At 68.8% G+C, this 17,933-nt stretch carries 15 protein-coding genes and 1 riboswitch; of the genes, 4 read left to right on the top strand and 11 right to left on the bottom strand.

Annotated elements, in window-relative coordinates; genetic code table 11:
• Window positions 1-20: 20 nt before the first annotated feature.
• From BG28_RS01500 to BG28_RS01485, 4 genes are all read right to left on the bottom strand, one after another.
• A complete protein-coding gene (locus tag BG28_RS01500) occupies window positions 21-1,238 on the bottom strand; it encodes a glycine cleavage system aminomethyltransferase GcvT (protein ID WP_036473350.1) in 1,218 nt (405 codons plus the stop codon).
• Window positions 1,235-4,198 (bottom strand): aminomethyl-transferring glycine dehydrogenase, encoded by a 2,964-nt coding sequence (gene gcvP / locus BG28_RS01495; protein WP_036473349.1) that lies wholly within the window; start codon window positions 4,196-4,198, stop codon window positions 1,235-1,237. The genes BG28_RS01500 and gcvP overlap by 4 nt, the downstream gene beginning before the upstream one ends.
• A 163-nt stretch (window positions 4,199-4,361) precedes the next feature.
• Window positions 4,362-4,492: riboswitch (glycine riboswitch) on the bottom strand.
• Window positions 4,493-4,558: 66 nt separating this feature from the next.
• Window positions 4,559-5,827, bottom strand: a complete 1,269-nt coding sequence (locus BG28_RS01490; protein ID WP_036473347.1) for an FAD-dependent oxidoreductase — start codon at window positions 5,825-5,827, stop codon at window positions 4,559-4,561.
• Between the two features lie 73 nt (window positions 5,828-5,900).
• On the bottom strand, window positions 5,901-6,611 hold the full coding sequence (locus BG28_RS01485) for a M23 family metallopeptidase (RefSeq protein ID WP_036473345.1): 711 nt from the start codon (window positions 6,609-6,611) through the stop codon (window positions 5,901-5,903).
• Window positions 6,612-6,729: 118 nt separating this feature from the next.
• Between BG28_RS01485 and BG28_RS01480 the strand changes: the two genes are divergently transcribed.
• Window positions 6,730-7,434 (top strand): class I SAM-dependent methyltransferase, encoded by a 705-nt coding sequence (locus tag BG28_RS01480; RefSeq protein ID WP_036473343.1) that lies wholly within the window; start codon window positions 6,730-6,732, stop codon window positions 7,432-7,434.
• 154 nt (window positions 7,435-7,588) lie between these two features.
• Window positions 7,589-7,819, top strand: a complete 231-nt coding sequence (locus BG28_RS01475; RefSeq protein ID WP_036473341.1) for a hypothetical protein — start codon at window positions 7,589-7,591, stop codon at window positions 7,817-7,819.
• 124 nt (window positions 7,820-7,943) lie between these two features.
• Here BG28_RS01475 and BG28_RS01470 read toward each other — a convergent pair whose 3' ends face one another.
• The 3 genes from BG28_RS01470 to BG28_RS01460 are packed head-to-tail and all read right to left on the bottom strand — an operon-like array spanning window position 7,944 to window position 10,789.
• Window positions 7,944-8,378, bottom strand: coding sequence for a hypothetical protein (locus tag BG28_RS01470; protein WP_036473340.1), 435 nt, complete (start codon window positions 8,376-8,378; stop codon window positions 7,944-7,946).
• 2 nt (window positions 8,379-8,380) lie between these two features.
• Complete coding sequence (locus BG28_RS01465) at window positions 8,381-9,421, bottom strand: DUF368 domain-containing protein (protein WP_235180908.1); 1,041 nt, start codon at window positions 9,419-9,421, stop codon at window positions 8,381-8,383.
• Between the two features lie 27 nt (window positions 9,422-9,448).
• The gene (locus BG28_RS01460) at window positions 9,449-10,789 is read right to left on the bottom strand and encodes a biotin-dependent carboxyltransferase family protein (protein WP_051500794.1); all 1,341 of its coding nucleotides are present in this window, start codon (window positions 10,787-10,789) and stop codon (window positions 9,449-9,451) included.
• A 105-nt stretch (window positions 10,790-10,894) separates the two neighbouring features.
• Here BG28_RS01460 and BG28_RS01455 point away from each other — a divergent pair, with 105 nt between their 5' ends.
• Window positions 10,895-12,175, top strand: a complete 1,281-nt coding sequence (locus BG28_RS01455) for an MFS transporter (protein WP_051500793.1) — start codon at window positions 10,895-10,897, stop codon at window positions 12,173-12,175.
• A gap of 42 nt (window positions 12,176-12,217) precedes the next feature.
• On the opposite strand, the gene BG28_RS01450 is transcribed toward BG28_RS01455, so the two are convergent.
• The 4 genes from BG28_RS01450 to BG28_RS01435 all read right to left on the bottom strand — a co-directional run bounded on the left by BG28_RS01450 (window position 12,218) and on the right by BG28_RS01435 (window position 15,895).
• The gene (locus BG28_RS01450) at window positions 12,218-13,099 is read right to left on the bottom strand and encodes an SDR family oxidoreductase (protein WP_036473339.1); all 882 of its coding nucleotides are present in this window, start codon (window positions 13,097-13,099) and stop codon (window positions 12,218-12,220) included.
• A 202-nt stretch (window positions 13,100-13,301) separates the two neighbouring features.
• On the bottom strand, window positions 13,302-14,114 hold the full coding sequence (locus tag BG28_RS01445) for a putative hydro-lyase (protein WP_036473335.1): 813 nt from the start codon (window positions 14,112-14,114) through the stop codon (window positions 13,302-13,304).
• Window positions 14,111-15,307, bottom strand: a complete 1,197-nt coding sequence (locus BG28_RS01440; RefSeq protein ID WP_036473600.1) for an NRAMP family divalent metal transporter — start codon at window positions 15,305-15,307, stop codon at window positions 14,111-14,113. The genes BG28_RS01445 and BG28_RS01440 overlap by 4 nt, the downstream gene beginning before the upstream one ends.
• 348 nt (window positions 15,308-15,655) lie before the next feature.
• On the bottom strand, window positions 15,656-15,895 hold the full coding sequence (locus tag BG28_RS01435) for a hypothetical protein (protein ID WP_036473334.1): 240 nt from the start codon (window positions 15,893-15,895) through the stop codon (window positions 15,656-15,658).
• Between the two features lie 163 nt (window positions 15,896-16,058).
• On the opposite strand from BG28_RS01435, the gene BG28_RS01430 reads away from it, so the two are divergent.
• On the top strand, window positions 16,059-17,927 hold the full coding sequence (locus BG28_RS01430; RefSeq protein ID WP_200869270.1) for an ABC transporter ATP-binding protein: 1,869 nt from the start codon (window positions 16,059-16,061) through the stop codon (window positions 17,925-17,927).
• Window positions 17,928-17,933: the final 6 nt, after the last annotated feature.

The raw sequence follows: 17,933 nt of genomic DNA, 5'->3' as shown, positions 1-17,933 counted from the left end.
AGTCTCGAATCCTGTCGCGCTCAGCGGGCGCGGCGGTAGAAGGGCAGCGGGACCACTTCGAAGGGCTGGGGCTTGCCGCGCAGATCAATATCGAGCCGGGTGCCGGGCTCGGTGTGCTCGACCTCGACGTAGGCCATCGCGATCGGGAAGCCCAGGGTCGGGCTGGGCAGCCCGGAGGTCACCGCGCCCACGGTCTCACCGGCTGCCGCTCCCTCGACGGCGAGCACCGGGTAGCCGCCGCGGCCGGCCCGCTTGCCCAGACCCTTGAGCCCGACCAGCCGCTGACCCGAGGTCTTGCCGCGACCCTCGGCCTTGGCCGCCTCCAGGGCGGCGCGACCTGTGAAGTTCTCCTGCTTGCTGAAGGAGACCACCGGCAGCCCGGCCTCGAAGCTGACCCGCTCGGTGGAGAGCTCGTTGCCGTAGAGCGGCATGCCGGCCTCCAGGCGCAGCGAATCCCGGCAGGCCAGTCCGCAGGGCACCAGAGCGTCGTCCGATCCGGCCTCCAGCAGCGCCAGCCACAGGGCGTGGGCCTTGTCGTTGGGCAGGAACAGCTCGAACCCGTCCTCCCCGGTGTAGCCGGTGCGGGCCAGCAGGATCTCGTCGCCGCCGATGCTCACCGTGGTGAACGCGTAGTAGCCCAGCTCTTCGACCAGGAAGGTCTCATTCGCGCGCACCACGGAGCTGATGATCTTCTGCGCGACGGGTCCCTGCACCGCGATCAGGCTGATCCCCTCGGATTCGTCCCAGACCTCGACGTCGAAGCCGGCCCCCTCGGGTGCGGCGCTGTCGGAGGATGTGGGGCTGTCGGAGGATGTGGGGCTGTCGGCGGATGCGGTGTTGCCGGCCGGGCCCGCGGCGGCACGCTCGCTGAGTGCAGCGGCGACCACCTCGCGGTTCGAGGCATTGGGCACCAGCAGGTACTCGTCCTCATCGATCCGGTACGCGATCAGATCATCGAGGATCCCGCCGTCCTCGCGGCAGATCAGCGAGTACTTCGCCTTGCCGATCTTCACCGCGGCGAGGTTGCCGACCAGCGCGGTGTTCAGGAAGGTCGCAGCATCGGGGCCGACGATCCTGATCTCTCCCATATGGGAGAGGTCGAAGAGCCCGGCGGTGGTGCGCACCGCGTGGTGCTCCTCGAGTTCGGAGCTGTACTTCAGCGGCATCTTCCAGCCGCCGAAGTCGGTGAAACTGGCGCCCAGTTCGGCGTGGGCGGCGCTCAGCGCGGTCTCTCTCATGCGGTGCTCTCCTCGAGCTCGAAGGCCTCCGGCGGTGGGCAGGAGCAGACCAGGTTGCGGTCCCCGTGGGCGCCGTCGATCCGGCTCACCGGCGGGAAGTACTTGTCCTGGAGCAGGTTGCGCACCGGGAAGGCCGCCTGTTCACGCGGGTAGGCCCGGTCCCAGGTGTCGCCGGCGACGACGGCGGCAGGGTGCGGAGCCAGACGCAGCGGGGATTCCGCCGCGCTGATCTTCTCCTCGATGATGTCCTGGATCTCGGCGCGCACTCCGATCATCGCGGCGATGAACCGGTCGATCTCGGCCAGATCCTCGGACTCGGTAGGCTCGACCATCAGCGTCCCGTTCACCGGGAAGGCCAGGGTGGGTGCGTGGAACCCGTAGTCGATCAGGCGCTTGCAGACATCCTCGGCGGTGATCCCCGAGGTCTTGGTGAGCTCACGCAGATCCAGGATGCACTCGTGGGCGATCAGCCCGTGCTCCCCGGTGTAGAGGATCGGGAAATGCTCCTTGAGCTGCGCAGCGATGTAGTTCGCGCTCAGCAGCGCATGGGCGGTGGCGCTGGTCAGGCCCTCGGAGCCCATCATGGCCAGGTACGCCCAGGAGATCGGCAGCACACCGGCGGAGCCGAAGGGGGTGGCGGTGACCGGGGCGCCGTCGCGACCTTCTCCCTCATGCTCCCCGGTGGCCCAGGAGGCACCCACGGAGGTGCTGGGCAGGAACGGCTTCAGGTGCTCGGCCACGGCCACCGGGCCGACGCCGGGTCCGCCGCCGCCGTGCGGGATGCAGAAGGTCTTGTGCAGGTTCAGGTGCGAGACGTCGCCGCCGAACTCGCCGGGCTGGGCGAGCCCGACCAGGGCGTTGAGGTTCGCCCCGTCGATGTAGACCTGGCCGCCGGTGGCGTGGATCTTCGAGCAGACCTCACGCACCTCGGTCTCGTAGACGCCGTGGGTGGAGGGATAGGTGAGCATGATCGCGGCGATCCGCTCCGGGTGCGCGGCGATCTTGGCCTCCATATCGGCCATGTCGATGGTCCCGTCCTCCGCGGTGGCGACCACGACGACCTGAAGTCCCGCGAGCACCGCCGAGGAGGCGTTGGTGCCGTGGGCCGAGGCCGGGATCAGGCAGATGTCCCGCGCGGCGTCGCCCTGGGCGAGGTGGTACTGCCGGATGGCCAGCAGCCCGGCGTATTCACCCTGGGAGCCGGCGTTGGGCTGAATGGAGACCGCGGCGTATCCGGTGACCTCGGCGAGCCGGGACTCCAGGTCCGCGATCATTTCGCGCCAACCGGTGGTCTGCTCCGCCGGGGCGTAGGGGTGAATCCCGGCGAACTCGGGCCAGGAGATGGCCTCCATCTCGGTGGCGGCGTTGAGCTTCATGGTGCAGGAACCCAGCGGGATCATGGTCCGGTCCAGGGCGAGGTCCCGGTCCGAGAGCCGGCGCAGGTAGCGCATCATCTGCGTCTCGGAACGGATCTCGTGGAAGATCGGGTGGGTCATGAACTCGGAGGTGCGGGTCAGGGACTCGGGGAACGCGAAGCCCTGGTCCTGGGCGGCGGACTCTGCCTGCGCGGCGGATGCGGACGGATCCGCGACCGGCAGGGCATCCTTGACGCCGAAAGCCTGTGCGACGGCGGCGAGCTGCGCCGGCGTCGTCGTCTCGTCGGTGGAGATGCCCACGACGTCCTCGCTGACCCGGCGCAGGTTGACCCCGGCGGCTTCGGCGGCGGCGATGACCTTCTCGGCCTGATCGTGGGAGTCCAGCCGGACCTGGACCGTGTCGAAGAAGGACTCGGCGATCAGCTCCTGACCGGCGCCGCGCAGCGCGGTCGCCAGGGTGCGGGCGTGGCCGTGGACCCGCTTCGCGATCCGGGTCAGGCCCTCGGGGCCGTGGTAGACGGCGTACATCGAGGCCGCCACGGCCAGCAGCGCCTGAGCGGTGCAGATGTTCGAGGTGGCCTTCTCGCGGCGGATGTGCTGCTCGCGGGTCTGCAGGGCGAGCCGGTACGCGGGGCGGCCCTCGGCGTCCTTGGAGACCCCGACCAGCCGGCCCGGGAGCTGACGCTGCAGGCCGGACTTCACGGCCATGAAGGCCGCATGCGGGCCGCCGAAGAACAGCGGCACGCCGAAGCGCTGGGAGCTGCCCACCGCGATGTCGGCACCCTGCTCGCCGGGTGAGGTGATCAGGGTCAGCGCGAGCAGGTCCGCGGCGATGGTGACCATCGCTCCGCGCTCTTTGGCCTCGGCGATGACCGCGCGGTGATCGACGACGGCGCCGGAGTTGGCCGGCTGCTGCAGCACCAGTCCGCAGATCTCCCCCTCGGGCAGGCCTTCGGCGGCGATGTCCACGGTCTGGAGCTCGATGCCCAGCGCCTCGGCGCGGCCGGCGACCACGGCGCGGGTCTGCGGGAAGATGTCGGCGTCGAGCACGATCTTCGCGGTGGCGCGCTTCTTGTTGCCGCGGCGCATCAGCAGGATGGCCTCGGCCACCGCGGAGGATTCGTCCAGCAGCGAGGCGTTGGCGATGTCCAGACCGGTGAGGTCGGCGACCATCGTCTGGAAGTTCAGCAGCGCCTCGAGTCGACCCTGCGAGATCTCCGGCTGGTACGGCGTGTAGGCGGTGTACCAGGCGGGGTTCTGCAGCACGTTGCGCAGGACCACCTGCGGGGTGTGGGTGTCGTAGAAGCCCTGCCCGATCATCTGGGTGTGGGGCTGGTTCTTCTCCGCGTAGACGCGCAGCGCCTGCAGCGTCTCGGCCTCGGTGAGCGCCTCGGGAAGGTTCAGCAGTTCGGGCTGGCGGATCGCCTCAGGCACCGCGGCGTCGACCAGATCGGTCAGCGAGTCGTAGCCGAGGGCGTCGAGCATGGTGCCTGCGGTCTCGGTGGTGGGCCCGATGTGCCGGGCGGAGAACTCGGTGGCATCGGGGGCGAGGGTGGAGCTGCGACGGACGGATGTGACGGTCATAGAGGAACCTTCCAGGCATGGAGATGGCGCGGGTTCCTCCCCCGCTCTGTGATGGACCTGAGAGATTCACCGGTCACCGCTCCCGTCAGACGGGGCAGAACCGGCTTGCACCTTCGGTGAGCCAGCCAGGACATCGTCCTGACGTGCTGCTTTCCAGAGTTGCCACCCCTGCACGGTACTGAGTGCCTGAGAGATTCCCGGGGAGGATATTGCTCCTTCGGCGCCGGATCCGCGCCCAGGGCTGCAGTGCGAACACTGCTCTGGGCGCCAGCCGGACTCTCCCACACAGGGGACATGGCGATGATTCGGTTTCCCCTCATTGTGCCACAGCAGTGTTTTCGGCCACGTTTCGGAATGCCATCATCGGGATCCGCCGAGAGGGGTGCGCACATGTTCCGGAAGCAGACCGACCCCGACGACCCGGGCCAGGATCCGACGCAGCACAGGTGAGCCCAGCCGCAGCAGTCTCACCGCGCCCAGGGAAAGCACGCGTTGCCCAGCGGTGGCACGCGCGATCACCCGATGCCCCCGGCCCTGAATGGCCTGCATCACCTTCACCGGGCGCTCCCGACGGGCCTGAACTTCAGCCAGCGTGCGCTCCGGGACCACACCCTGCCGCAGCTGCGGGGTGATCGCATTGGCGAGCGCGACCGCATCCTGGATGGCGTAGTTCACGCCCACTCCGAACATCGGGGACATCGCATGGGCGGCGTCGCCGATCGCGATGAATCCGGGCCGGTGCCAGCGCAGGAGCCGATTGATCTGCACCGTGAGCAGCTTGATCTGCTCCCATTCGGTGAGGGTGTCCGCGACCCCGGCGAGCACCGGAGCCGCCGCCACAAGCCGGGTGCGGAACTCGGTGATCCCGATCTGCTGCATCGCGGGGAATGCGCCCTTCTTGATGATCAGGCCGGATTGGTAGGTGTCGCCACGATCGATGGTCAGCACCATGCCTGCCGAGGAGACATAGGCCAGGGTCGCCGGTGGCGGATCGGAGGGCTTTGGAAGGCTGAACCAGAGCACGTCGATGGGCACCCCGGACTCCACCGCTCGCAGCCCGGCAGCTTCGCGCAGCGCAGAGGTTCTGCCATCTGCGGCCACCGTGAGCCGGGCATGAATCTGCTGATCACCGCCAGCTGAGCGGACACGCAGACCGAGCACGGCCCGGGCGCTGTCAGTTCCCTGAGCATCTTCCCGCCCCGGATCCTGGTCCAGGGGCGCACGCAGCAGACCAATGGCTTCGGTGTCCATCTGCAGGTCGAAGCCCGGCAGCGTCCTTGCTTCCTGGGCGAGGAAGTCCAGGAAGTCCCACTGCGGGGCCAAGACCAGGAAATTGTCCGGTGCGCGCAGCACCCCGAAGTCCACCAGGGTCATCCGCTCACCCTCGATGACGGCGTCGAGGGTGCAGAGCTGAGTGACGGGCAGCGCCAGAAACTTCTCGCGCAGCCCGAGCTCGGCCAGGAGCGTGATCGTGGAGGGGTGGACGGTGTCACCGCGGAAGTCACGGAAGAAATCAGCGTGCTTCTCGACCACGGTGACCGCCAGCCCGGCGCGGGCCAGCAGGTAGCCCAGCATCATCCCGGCAGGCCCTCCCCCGGCGATCACACAGTCACGCTGTGGCTGGGTCATCGGTATCGTCTCCCATGGTCACCTCATCCGAGCACCAGGCCTGCAGGGTCCCGGCCCCGCATCCGTGGCCCACTCAGGCAGGAGCCGGCCGGACCGGTTGGACCACAGAGGAGCTTGCGGGGACACCGTGCCAGATCACCGCGGTCTCTCCGCTGCGAATCTGCTCCTGGAAGTCCCGAAACATGATCGGCACGCCCTGGGCCGAGTCAAGGTCAAGGCGGTCCATGGCCTGGAGATGGATATGTGGCTGAGTGGAGTTTCCGCTGTTGCCGCATTCGGCGAGGATCTCCCCAGAGCTGAGCCGCTGGCCGGTGTGGACCCGGATCGAGCCGCGGCGCAGGTGCACCAGTGCGATGAAGCGCTGACTCTGCGGATCCTCGATGATCACGTGGTTTCCCGCCACCGCAGCCGGTCCCTGGCGGACCCGGGAGGGCTGCCTCAGCATGTAGGGGATCAGGCTCAGCTGCGAACGTCTGGCCGAGTGGTCCTCCTCGCCGTCGTGGATCACCCGCACGGTGCCCTCACACGGCGCCAGCACCGTCTTTCCGAAGCCGAAGAACAGCTCCGGCTTCTCGGAGGCAAGGACGCTGCGCCAGCTCCGCGAGTCGGCGGACCGACCGCGGGAGTTGACGGCGACGAAATCGATGGCGTAGCGGATGCCGAAGAGGTCGGTCCCGTGGCTCGGAACGTGTGAGGCCGGGCTGTTCTGCACCATCCAGCTACCGGTGAAGGGCAGGGAAAGCTCCAGGGGGTGCGACGCAGAGGACGCGGACCGCAGCGGCATGGTCCAAGCGTAGACCCGCAAGGGTCTGGTGTCTCCAGCATCTGACCCGCTCGATCTCTCGATCGTGTTCCACGATGACGCCCCTTGTCAGGAGGCCAGACTCTGCGAGAATCGCGTCATGACGCTCAATGACTTCGTCCCTGCGGCGAACCAGGGCGGTGACCCGGCCGGCTATGAGCTCGAGAACGGCGCGATCGATCCGCAGGGGACGCTTTGGGAGGCGCTGCGACGAGCCGCGGACTGGCGGCACAAGGTGCTGGTGGATCTGGGCTGCGGCGCGGGCTACTGGCTGCCGAAGTATTCCGAGGCGGAGAAGACCATCGGGATCGAACCCGACAGCCGGCTCCTGGAGGCCGCCCGGGCCCGCACCCGACGCGCCGCGGTCTTCCAGGGCTCGGCCGAGCATATTCCGCTGGCAGATTCCAGCGTCGACGTGGTCCACGCCCGCCTCGCGTACTTCTTCCCCTCCGAGTTCTTCGACCCCGCGGCCGGGCTGAAGGAGGTCGCTCGGGTCCTGCGGCCCGGGGGCAAGCTGGTGGTGATCGACAACGACCATGCGCTCGGCGAGTTCGCCGCGCTGCTGCGCGCGAGCGCTCCCGCTGCCGCGCAGGGCCGGGACAGCTATCCCTCGGTCTGGTGGCAGGAACAGGGCGCGCGCACCACCGCGGTGATGAGCCGCTGGCAGTTCCACCGCCGGAGTGACTTCGAGCGGGTCCTGAACCTGGAGTTCCCCACCGAGGTCGCCGAGGATTGGCTGCGACGCCACCCGGATCGACTCGGCCTGTCCTATGGCTGCCTGCTGCACATCTGGACCAAGCCCTGAGCGCCCGACCTGCGCAGAGTCGGTGCAGGCCCGCAGGACCCGAGTCCATCCCACGGCCGCGGGTCATAATTCGGAATCGGAGAGTCCCGACGCCGCTGAGCACGCTATCTTTCAGAGCAGGGCACCGAGCCCATCACCTTTGAAAGGCCCCACGTTGACTCGATACCGCGTAGCTCTGACCCTGGAACGCTCCCTGGATGAACAGGAGATTCTGAACCTCCGCGGGCAGCGCAGCGAGTCGATCTCGGACTACGAGATGGATGGCGAGAACGTGGTCCTGGCGAGCCTCGATGCCGCAGACTCGCTGGCCGCTCGTGACACGGCCGAGCTGCAGGTGTCTCGCGCCACCGGGGTCGCGATCCACGCGGCGCAGCTGATTCCCTGATCGTCACAGCGCCGGGCGAGATCGCCGATCCCGCGGCCCGGGACCAACACCTTCCGGCGGCTGCGCGGGGTTGAGGGGCCCCAGCCCGAGCCCGGTGCCTTCCCAGCCCCCACCCGGTGCCTTCTCAGCCCCGCCGCGGAGACGTTCTCGGAGTCTGGTAGATCAGACCCAGCGTCAAGAGTGTGACCGCCGCTGAGAGGTGCAGCAGCAGCCCCATCAGCGGAACCAGCCCAGGACCGATGCTCTCGCTGGGCATGGCGCGCAGGAGTGCATCGCCGCCGATGAAGAGCACTGCGGCCAGCAGCGCCACCCCACCCAGGAACACCCGAAGGATCCTGCGCAGCGAGGCCAGGTACAGCGCGTAGAGCGTGCAGATCGCCGCGGCGAGGGACCCGGTCCCGGCCACGAGGCTGAACTGCTCGTAGCTGAGGATGAAGAATGCGAGCAGCGAGAAGGCCACGGCCGGCAGCAGGTTCAGCGCCGCGGCGATCAGCAGCAGCGCGCGCGGTCCCCGGCCGGCCGCCGTCGTCGTCTTTGGCCTGGTCCCGGGGCTCGCCATCGCTAGCGCGCCTGGCGCTGGGACAACCGGTAGTCCAGCAGCACCAGCACCAGCACCACGGCGAACCCTGCGGCGCCCAGTCCCAGTGCCAGTCCGAGGTTCTCACCCGGGCCCAGCAGCCCGCGGCCCTCGTCCTGCCAGGGCCACAGCGTGCGCAGCGCACCGACCATCACCCCGGCGAGCACCACCATGGTGATCCGGTGCCGGTGATCCAGCAGCCACTTCAGGCCCTTCACGATGGAGATCACGCCGAGCGCGAGGCCCAGCGCGAAGATGCCCAGGTAGGCGAGGTCACGATCGGCTGCGGCGCGCAGCGTGGGCTCGTAGAGCCCGAAGGTCAGCAGCAGGAAGGACCCAGAGAGTCCCGGCAGCAGCAGTGCCGAGACGGCGATGGCGGCCGCGGGAAGGATCACGTACCAGGTGGGCTCCACCGCGGTGGGCGGCAGCGAGACCAGCCAGAAGGTCAGACCGGCGGCGGCGATGCCGGCCAGCAGGTGTGAGGCCTTCAGTGGTCCCGAACGGTCGAACCAGGCCATCTGCAGCGGCACGAAGATCGAGGCGAGCACCATCCCGAAGAAGGTCGCCCGGGTGAGCTCGGGGTAGGCCTCCACGGCCTCGGACATCGGCCCGGCGAGGGTGAACACCGCGATGATCATCCCGACCATGACCGGCAGGACTACCTTCCACTCCACCAGGCGAAGGTGACGCATGAAACCGGCTCCCCGATCCGGCCCGGTGATCAGCGCCCGACCGGCGGAGACCACATGGGAGGCCGAGTCGATGAGCTGCCGGTAGATCCCGACCACCAGCGCGACGGTGCCTCCGGAGACCCCGGGGACGGTCTCCACGGTGCCGATCATGGCACCCCGGATCAGGTTCCCCGGCAAGGAGGTGCGACGAGCCGGAGGCGGGCCGGCGGCGTCCTCGCGTGCGACCGAAGGCGCGGCGTCGCCCCGGGGGCTGGTCTGGGAGGCGGAAGACTCGGCAGGGATGATGGACTCCTCGGTCAGGAAGGTAGGGGAAAGCGGGTCTGATGACCGCACCGGGGCACCACGACGTCGGTCATTATCTCACCGAGTGCTAACGGCACCCAGCGTCTCGGGGTCCACCGCCTGGAAACGCACCTCGGCGCCGGGTGAGAGCTGCGCAGCCAGCGAGAGATCCTCACGCACCACGACGCCCAGCACCGGGTCGGCACTGGTCACCGGATGTTCCGCCAGCGCCACCGAGGGCTGGCCGGATGCGGCGATGCTGATGGCGCCGCGCAGCAGCGGTTCCGCCGGCAGCGCCTCGGGCTGGGTGCGCGTGAGGGGATCGTCGCCGTCGAGCAGCAGGCTGGACCGGTTGGACCCGGTCATGACCTCCCAGGGCTGTCCCTCGAGCCGGGACAGGCCGGCGGCCCCGGCGCGGCGGGTGCCGAAGTACTCGACCCGAGGGCCGGGCACGTAGCGCAGCACGGTGGCCTCCCCCGGCAGCGGCAGCGGGGTGGGCGCCACAGAGGCGATGCCCACGAAGCGCGAGGCCGCGCCGGCCAGCCCGAAGCGGTCCCCCACCTGCACCGGGGCCGGTCCGATCCCGGCCACCGTGTCCGTGGCGCAGCTGCCCAGGACCACCGGCGCCTCCAGGCCGCCGGAGATCCCCAGGTAGCTGAAGACCCCGCGACGCGGCGGCCCCAGGTGCAGCACCTCGCCGGGGAAGACCCAGAACGGGGCGCGGCCCGGGGCTGTGCGGCTGCGCTGGGTGGTCTGGGCCACCTCGGTGCCTCCCCGGGAGATCGGCACGGGTTCCTGCGTGAGGATCTCCAGGGGGACCTCGGCCCCGGTCACGGCGAGGATCGAGGTCTGGCACAGGCGCACGCTGAGTCCTCCCCCGCAGATCTCCAGGACCGCAGCGGAGTCGTCATTGCCGATCAACCGGTTCGCCTGGCGCGCGGCGGAGAAATCGGCCGGTCCCGCGCGGCCGACGCCCAGGCCGCCGAAGCCATAGCGACCCAGGTCCTGGACCAGGACCTGGCCCGGAGACTCGCAGGTCGCGTTGGGCAGCACCTCCACCACGGCCTCGCGCTCCTGGGGCTGCAGGCCTCCGGCGTAGGACTGCGGGATCTCGACGGCCGGGTCCTCGCCTCCCACGGTCTCCTCGGGCACCTCCCCGTCAGCTTCCTTGGCGGTCGAGCCGCTGGAAGCAGCAGACCTGCGCCGACGCAGCTTGAGCCGCTTGGCCTGCTTCAGCGCGGTCTGCGCGTCACGGCGTCGGCGGAAGTCCACCAGGACCGTCCGGACCCCGGGAATCGCGTCCAGCTGACCGGAGAAGGGCTGCCCGGCCAGGTGCGTCATCAGAAGAGAGAGGTCTCCCTCCGCGGTGACCTCGATGAGCAGGGCCCGCTGCCCTACTTCCCGGACGCTGTGAATCATCCCCCCAGCGTGCCATACCCCGGCGGTCATCCCCTGACCTGGATCATGAGCCAGAACACGCGCTCCGGCGGTCGTTTCCCCTGCGAACCATGAAACAATCGGGCTGTGATCGCCGCCAAGAAGACTGCCGCTGAGCCGAAGGAGCCGCTCTTCACCAAGGACTTCCTGCTGGCGATCGTGATCAACCTCTTTCTCGCGATCGTGTTCTTCGTCCTGGTCACCGGTCTGGCGGTCTACGCCGCCGAGGAGTTCTCCGCCGGAGAGACCGCCGCCGGGTTCGCCGCCTCCGCCTTCGTGGTCGGCGCGCTGGCCGCCCGGATCTTCGCCGGAAAGTACGTGAACTTCCTGGGCCGGCGCCGCACCGTGCTGGCCTGTCTGGTGGTCTACGTGCTCGCCGGTCTGGCCTACCTCGTGGTGGACAGCTACGAGATGCTCATCGCGCTGCGCGCGGTGCATGGAATCTCTTTCGGCTTCGGGCAGACCGCGCTGAATGCCGGGGTCTTCGCGATGATCCCGCGCACGCGCCGCGGCGAAGGCGCTGGCTACTACCTGCTGGCGAACTCGCTGCCACCGGCCATCGGCCCGCTCGCCGCGATCCAGCTGACCCAGCGCTACGACTTCTGGGCGATGTTCCTCGCGGTCACCATCGTCTCGGTGATCGCCCTGATCTTCGCGCTGTTCCTGCGCCTTCCCGAGGACAAGCCCTGGCGCACCAGCCTGATCGAGAAGCTGACCCTGCGCCCGCGAGACATCATCGAACCCCGTGCGTTCAAGATCTCCCTGGTGGCGATGCTGCTGGGCATCGGCTTCGCCTCGGTGATGACCTTCCTCAACGGCTACGCGCGCAGCCTCGACATGGTGGACGCCGCTTCGCTGTTCTTCGTGATCTACGCCGGTGCGGTGCTGGCCTCGCGGCTGTTCATGGGCAAGGTCCAGGACCGCTTCGGGGACAACGCGGCGGTGTACCCGGCGGTGATCTTCTACATCATCGCCATGGGGCTGCTCGCCTGGGCGCCGAACCAGGGGGTGCTGCTCACCGCCGGGGTGCTGGCCGGCTTCGGCTTCGGCTCGCTGCTGCCGGTGCTCCAGGCGATCATCGCCTCGGATCTTCCCGCGCACCGGACCAGCATCGGGATCTCGACCTTCTTCATCATGCTCGACGCCGGGTTCGGGTTCTCCCCGCTGCTGCTGGGTCCCCTGGTCAGCTACGCGGACTACCGCTTCATGTACGCGATGTGCGCCGGCGTCGTCGTGCTCTCGCTGGTGCTCTACTGGCTGGTCCATGGCCGCCATGACGTCCACCAGGGTGTGGCTCGCCGGATCCCCCGCTCGGGCCCGCGGGGCAAGGACGCCGACGGCGCCGGGGCCGGTTCTTCGAGCAGCTGACCCACGGTTCGGCGCACCTGCAGAAAGAGCTTCGCGGAGGCGTCAGGGTGTGGGCGTGCCGCCGTTGGCGTTGAGGGTCTCACCGCTGACGTAGCTGGACTCCGGCGAGGCCAGGAAGACGAAGGCCGGCGCCATCTCCACCGGCTGTCCCGGGCGGCCCAGCGGCGTGTCGTGGCCGAACTCCGGGAGCTTCTCCTTGGGCTGGCCCTGAGTGGGCTGAATGATCGTCCAGACCGGACCCGGGGCCACGGCGTTGACGCGGATGCCTCGGGGGCCGAGCTGCTGGGCCAGACCCTTGGTGAAGTTGTTGATCGCGGCCTTGGTGGCGGCGTAGTCCAGCAGCATCGGGTTGGGCTGGTAGGCCTGGACCGAGGTGGAGTTCACGATCGTCGAGCCCGGGCCCATGTGCTTCAGCGCCGAACGGCTCAGCGTGTACATCGACTTGATGTTGATCTGGAAGGCCTCGTCGACCTGTTCGTCGGTCAGCTCCTCGAGGGAGTCGTTGACGATCTGCTTTCCGGCGTTGTTGACCAGGATGTCGAGTCCGCCCAGCTGCTCGGCGGCAGAGTCGACCAGGCCCTCGCGGTACGTCTGGTCCATCAGGTCACCGGGCAGCGCGACCGCGGTGCGCCCGGCATCCTTGATCGCGGCGATGACGCGCTCGGCGTCCTTGCCCTCAGCGGGGAGGTAGGCGATGGCCACATCGGCGCCCTCGCGGGCGAAGGCGACGGCGGTGGCCGCACCGATGCCCGAGTCACCACCCGTCACCAGGGCCTTGCGGCCCTGCAGCCGACCGAGTCCGCGATAGGACTCCAGGCCGATGTCCGGGACCGGCTCTGCGTCCACCTCGAGGCCCGGCTCGGGCTGGTCCTGCTTCGGCGGGGAGATCTTGCTGTGGCGGGTGGTCGGATCGTCGAAGGCCAGCTGAGTGCCTGCAGCTCGCTGGCATCGGGGAAGGAAGCGGAAGTGGAATGAGTGCTCATGATTTCGACCCTATGGCTGAACCCGGACGACCCGCAAGGACCGTCATACGCTGAAGCTCATGAGGTTTCCCACACCCCGATCGGGAATCAAGCTCCTCTTCAAGACCTGCGCCGGCGCAGCCAACCCCGGGGTCGACTGCGGCTCAGGGCACCTGGAGCGCGGTGTTGGGCAGGTCGGTGATCAGCATGTGCCCGGGGGCATGGCTGATCGCGAACTCCGGCCGGGACTCCATCACCGCCGCCTGTGGGGTGACCCCGCAGGCCCAGAACACCGGGGTCCAGCCGGCGGGGATCTGTACCGGGTCCCCGAAGTCCGGTGCGCCGAGATCGGCGATCCCCAGGTCTGCGGGGCTGCCGATGTGCACCGGGGCGCCGTGGACCCCGGGATAGCGCGAGGTGATCCGGACCGCGTCGGCGATCAGGTCAGCGGGCAGCGGGCGCATCGAGACCACGAGGGGTCCGCTGAGTTCTCCCGCCGGTGCGCAGCGAAGTGCCGTCTTGTACATCGGCACGTTCACGCCCTGCTCGATGTGCGCGATCGGGATGCCAGCCTCGAGCAGCGGGGCCTCGAAGGTGAAGCTGCACCCGATCAGGAAGGCCACCAGATCCTCACGCCAATGCTGCCTGGCGTCATCGGGTTCCGCGACCAGCTCGCCGTCGCGGTACACCCGGTAGGCCGGGATGTCGGTGCGCAGATCGCCCTGCGCCAACAGCGGACTCGCCGCACCGGCGTCGTGAAACTCTCCGGGCTCGAACACCCCGAGCACCGGGCAGGACTTCGGGTTGCGCTGCGCGAAGAGCAGCATGTCGAAGGCCAGCTCTCGGGGCAGTGCCAGCAGGTTGACCTGGGCGAAGCCGGGGCTGATCCCGCTGGTGGGTCGCCGCAGCCCGGCACGGAACTGCGCGCGGGCTGCGGCGGGACTCAGCTGGGCCGTTGAACCTGGGGCGTGGCTCATCCTTCGGTCCAGAGGCTGGCCAGACCGCCCAGCGAGCTATAGCCCATGAAGATGGTCAGCAGCCAGACCAGGACGCCGAGGATCAGCAGCCACTTGGGGTACTTATAACCCTGGAGCAGGTCGCGGCGGCGCCAGGCGGCGTAGAGGATCACGGCGAAGCCCAGCGGCAGCACGGTGCCGTTGAAGGCGCCGGCCATGATCAGCAGGGTCTGGGGTGCCTGGCCCAGCATCAGGAATGCTGCGGTGGTGATCACCAGGAAGCCCAGGAAGTACCAGTTCTTGGTGCTGTCCTTGGTGTTCTTCGTGGTCAGGAAGGACACGGTGGTGTAGGTGCAGCCCAGGACCGAGGTGATCGCGGCGACCCAGAAGACCGCTCCGAAGACCCGCAGGCCGATCTCGCCGAGCGCCACGGAGAACGCATCGGCGGCGACGTTGTCCTCAGCCAGGACCACACCGGTGGAGACCACTCCGAGCACGGCCAGGAAGAGCAGGAAGCGGATGATGGTCGCCACGACGATCCCCAGGATGGAGGTCTGCGAGATCGCCTTGACGTTCTCCACCCCGGTGTTGCCGGAGGCGATGAGCCGGTGGGCGCCGGCGTAGGTGATGTAGCCGCCGACGGTGCCGCCGATCAGCGTGGTGATCACCAGGAACTCCACCTGGTCCGGCACGAAGGTCTGGCGCAGCGCCTCGCCCAGCGGCGGGGCGGTGGTGACGGCCATGAAGATCATCAGCAGGATCAGCACGGCGCCACAGGCGACGACGATCCGGTCCAGCGCGACTCCGGCCTTCTTGGAGAAGAAGATCAGCAGCGCGAGGATCACCGAGAGTCCGCCGCCGATGCGGGCGTCCATGCCGGTCATCGCGTTCAAGCCGAGCCCGGCACCGGCGATGTTGCCGATGTTGAAGACCACGCCGCCGAAGAAGATCAGCGCCGCCAGCGCCCAGCCGAGGCCGGGCAGGATTCGGTTGCCCAGGGTCTGCGCGTAGAGCCCGGAGACCCCGAGCACGCGCCAGACGTTGAGCTGGACCGCGATGTCCACCAGCACCGAGATCAGGATCGCGAAGCCGAAGGCGGCCCCGAGCTGATAGGTGAAGGTCGCGGTCTGAGTGATGAAGCCCGGGCCCACCGCGCTGGTGGCCATCAGGAACATCGCGCCGAGCAGCGCCGTGCGGCGGGTGCGGATCAGCACCGGGCCCTGGGGGTCCGCGCCGTTGGAGTCCCCGCCGTTGGAGTCCCTGCCGTTGAAGTCCGGGCCATCGGCCTCGGGGCCTCCGGCGCCTGAAAGGTCTGCGTGCTGTGAGCGTTCTTGGTCCTTCGGGCTGCGGGGTGCATCCGCAGACGATCTGGGGGTAGAGGCGTCAGCCACAGGAGCCCTCCATGGGTGAGTAGGGGGAACATCGCCGACACCGTGCGCAGTGCACATGTGACGTACGTCTATTCCGTGGATCACAGCTCACAGTACTGTTGTTCAACAATCCAGGCAAGGGATTGTGGAACAATCGGCCCACGTTTTACATGCTCTTCACATACGCCGGCCTCAGGTGCCGGCGAGGATCCACCGGTTGACGTCGTGTCCGAAGCCGAACCAGACGAGCGTGCCCCCGATCGGGAAACCGACCAGCACGATCACCCAGCAGACCCGCAGCACCGGCGGCAGCCGGGGCTCCCGAGCCACCTGGATCAGCGCGATCACGATGAAGCCGATGATGGCGGCCACGGCCGCCGCTCCCAGGAGCATGAACAGCATGGACAGCATGGACAGGACGCTGACGTTCATGCCCGTGACCCTACGGCGACGGCGGGGTCACGCTCAAGGGTCAGCTGACCTGCAGTGACGCGGCGGTTCGGAATGCGAGTAGCGTTGAATCGGTTGTGGCCTGTGGGCTCGACGGTGCCGTCGCAGCCAGCCCGGCATCACGGAAGATCTTGGGGGTTTGTGCGTGAGCATGGAACGCGCGGCATGGGGCTCGCTCTACAGCATGACCCACGCGAAGAAGGACTATCGGCCGTTCAACCGGGAGACGCTGAGCCGCATCGGCCGGTTCGCCCGCCCGCACCGGACCCGGCTGATCTGGTTCCTGACCCTCTCGGTAGTCACCGCGGCACTCGCCGTGGCGACCCCGCTGCTCGCCGGTCAGGTCATCAACGCGATCACCAGCTCCGCGGAGGTGGCGGTCGTGGTCCGACTGGCCGTGCTGATCGCTCTCATCGCCGTGGCCGATGCCGGGTTCAGCATCCTGAGCCGCTGGCTCTCCTCACGGATCGGCGAGGGCCTGATCCTGGATCTGCGCACCGCCGTGTTCGACCACGTGCAGAAGATGCCGATCGCGTTCTTCACCCGCACCCGCACCGGCGCGCTGGTGAGCCGGTTGAACAACGACGTCATCGGCGCCCAGCGCGCCTTCAGCGGCACCCTCTCCGGCGTCGTCGGGAACCTGGTGATGGTGCTGCTCACCATCATCGCGATGCTCTCGCTGTCCTGGCAGGTCACCCTGTTGGCCCTGGTCCTGCTTCCGGTGTTCGTGGTGCCTGCTCGCCTGATGGGCGGCCGGCTGGCCAAGCTGCAGCGCGAGGCGGCGAACCACAACGCCACCATGGGCACCCAGATGACCGAACGCTTCTCCGCCCCGGGCGCCACCCTGATCAAGCTCTTCGGACGCCCCGAGGAGGAGTCGGTGGAGTTCGAGCGGCGCGCCCGCCGGGTACGGGACATCGGGGTCAAGACCGCGATGCTGCAGTCCACCTTCATCACCGCGCTGACCCTGGTCTCCGCGCTGGCCCTGGCCCTGGTCTATGGCCTGGGCGGGTTCTACGCGATCCTCGGCGAGCTCGAGGCCGGCGCCGTAGTCTCCCTGGCGCTGCTGCTCACCCGGCTCTACGCGCCGCTGACCGCCCTGGCCAGCGCCAGGGTGGAGGTCATGAGTGCGCTGGTCAGCTTTGAACGCGTCTTCGAGGTCTTGGACCTCAAGCCGTTGATCACCGAGAAGGAAGACGCCGAGCCGCTGCCCGAGGGCCCCACCGCCGTCGAGTTCGAGAACGTCACCTTCTCCTACCCCTCCGCGGAGAAGGTCTCCCTGGCCTCCCTCGAGGAGGTGGCCACACTGGACCAGCGCGGCGGCGAGGAGGTCCTCCACGGCATCAGCCTGCGCGTGGAGCCGGGCCAGACCGTGGCCATCGTGGGCTCCTCCGGGGCCGGCAAGTCCACCATCGCCGCGCTGCTGGCCCGGCTCTACGACGTGGACTCCGGCGTGGTGCGCATGGCGGGCATGGACCTGCGCGACACCACCTTCGCCTCGCTGCGGGCCACCCTCGGTGTGGTCACGCAGGACGGACATCTGTTCCACGACACCATCCGGGCCAACCTCACCCTGCCGGCGCCAGATTCCACCGATGAGCAGGTCTGGGATGCGATCCGCCGGGCCCGGCTGGAGGCGGTGGTGCGTTCCATGCCCGATGGCCTCGACACCGTGGTGGGGGAACGCGGCTACCGGCTCTCCGGCGGCGAGCGCCAGCGGATGACCCTGGCCCGGCTGCTCCTGGCCCAGCCTCAGGTGGTGATCCTCGACGAGGCCACTGCCGCGTTGGACTCCACCTCCGAGGCCGCCGTGCAGGCCGCGCTGACCGAGGCGCTGGTGGGCCGGACCGCCCTGGTGATCGCCCACCGGCTCTCCACCGTGCGCGCAGCGGATGCGATCCTGGTGGTCGAGGCCGGGAAGATCGTCGAGCGCGGCACGCACACCGAGCTGCTCGCGGCCGACGGGCGCTATGCCGAGCTCTACCGGACCCAGTTCGCCACCGAGGACTCCTGAGCAGCT

The organism is Nesterenkonia sp. AN1 (assembly GCF_000582475.1).
GTDB classification, from domain to species: Bacteria; Actinomycetota; Actinomycetes; order Actinomycetales; family Micrococcaceae; genus Nesterenkonia; species Nesterenkonia aurantiaca.
The sequence above is the reverse complement of the archived record's forward strand: the minus strand, read 5'-3'. Positions and strand labels throughout refer to the sequence as shown.

Excerpts from the sequence above, each read along its gene's own strand:
- BG28_RS01500 (WP_036473350.1), bottom strand. The coding sequence starts at position 1,238 with ATGAGAGAGACCGCGCTGAGCGCCGCCCACGCCGAACTGGGCGCCAGT.
- gcvP (WP_036473349.1), bottom strand. The coding sequence starts at position 4,198 with ATGACCGTCACATCCGTCCGTCGCAGCTCCACCCTCGCCCCCGATGCC.
- BG28_RS01490 (WP_036473347.1), bottom strand. The coding sequence starts at position 5,827 with ATGACCCAGCCACAGCGTGACTGTGTGATCGCCGGGGGAGGGCCTGCC.
- BG28_RS01485 (WP_036473345.1), bottom strand. The coding sequence starts at position 6,611 with ATGCCGCTGCGGTCCGCGTCCTCTGCGTCGCACCCCCTGGAGCTTTCC.
- BG28_RS01480 (WP_036473343.1), top strand. The coding sequence starts at position 6,730 with ATGACGCTCAATGACTTCGTCCCTGCGGCGAACCAGGGCGGTGACCCG.
- BG28_RS01470 (WP_036473340.1), bottom strand. The coding sequence starts at position 8,378 with ATGGCGAGCCCCGGGACCAGGCCAAAGACGACGACGGCGGCCGGCCGG.
- BG28_RS01460 (WP_051500794.1), bottom strand. The coding sequence starts at position 10,789 with ATGATTCACAGCGTCCGGGAAGTAGGGCAGCGGGCCCTGCTCATCGAG.
- BG28_RS01445 (WP_036473335.1), bottom strand. The coding sequence starts at position 14,114 with ATGAGCCACGCCCCAGGTTCAACGGCCCAGCTGAGTCCCGCCGCAGCC.
- BG28_RS01435 (WP_036473334.1), bottom strand. The coding sequence starts at position 15,895 with ATGAACGTCAGCGTCCTGTCCATGCTGTCCATGCTGTTCATGCTCCTG.